Source organism: Enhygromyxa salina, assembly GCF_000737335.2.
Classification (GTDB): domain Bacteria; phylum Myxococcota_A; class Polyangia; order Nannocystales; family Nannocystaceae; genus Plesiocystis; species Plesiocystis salina_C.
In genome coordinates this window covers 1-785 of the sequence record NZ_JMCC02000300.1, presented here as the reverse complement: position 1 = coordinate 785, position 785 = coordinate 1, and the positions used below count along the sequence as shown (strand labels likewise).

Annotated in this window: 2 protein-coding genes; both read right to left on the bottom strand. The window is 51.7% G+C overall.

Annotated features, from left to right (window positions below):
* Positions 1–287: 287 nt before the first annotated feature.
* Entirely contained in the window at positions 288–689 is a 402-nt protein-coding gene (locus tag DB30_RS41005) for a helix-turn-helix domain-containing protein (RefSeq protein ID WP_146662997.1), read from the bottom strand.
* A gap of 10 nt (positions 690–699) precedes the next feature.
* On the bottom strand, positions 700–785 hold an 86-nt coding region (locus DB30_RS43400), incomplete at its 5' end, for a Rop family plasmid primer RNA-binding protein (RefSeq protein WP_146662999.1).

Below are 785 nucleotides of genomic sequence, written 5' to 3'. Positions count from 1 at the left end.
CGGGCTTTTAACCACAACGCTGCCGGCGCGACCGCAGGCAGGTTTCATTAAGAAAGGAAAAAGATCGGCTCGGTATCGATGGCGACACCAGGAGACTGGTGTGTGGAGGGAGTCTGACGTAAGTCAGCCCGGCGTAAGCCGCGAACAGGTCAGCGACCTGGGGAAACCTCGCAAGAACTCAACAATTCGTCACCCCGATGCACAGATACCAGCTGAGTCGCAGGAAGCGCAAAAGCAACCGCGCCGTCGGGGCCAGAATTACCGGAAAAGCAGGTGCTGTCAGCCGGTTATTTCCAGAACTGCCACCATTTTCCGGGATGTGGCACCGGTTGTCCTGCATCTTTTTTATGTTCAAGGAGGTGCAGGGACTGCTTAAGGCTGTCGATATGCGACTCCTGAGCAGAAACCAGTGTACGGAGGTGTTCAACTTCCTGTTTCAGACTATAAACGAGTTGTTCATTAGCAGTATCAGGCACTGTAACACGCTGTTCAGAGACCTGTTCTGCAGGCTGTTCAACAACAGTTGAAGAGATATCGCCGAAAACGCGAATAAGCTCTGATATATCTATCATTTTTGAGTTGCGTACACCTGCACAAGTGGACAGTTCACCTGTTTTAATAAGCCTGTGCAGCGTTGTCCTGCTTTTACCCGTAAGCCTAGCGGCCTCACTGATAGATACTTTTGCCATGCGGATACCGTTATTCCTGATTTAACTTTGCCAGAAGGCCGGCATGAAGGCGCTCGGCGTCCTCATGAAGCCGTTCGCACATGTCCGCTTCCGTAT

Bases quoted from the DNA above. Each gene is read 5' to 3' on its own strand.
- DB30_RS41005 (WP_146662997.1), bottom strand. From the start codon at position 689: ATGGCAAAAGTATCTATCAGTGAGGCCGCTAGGCTTACGGGTAAAAGC.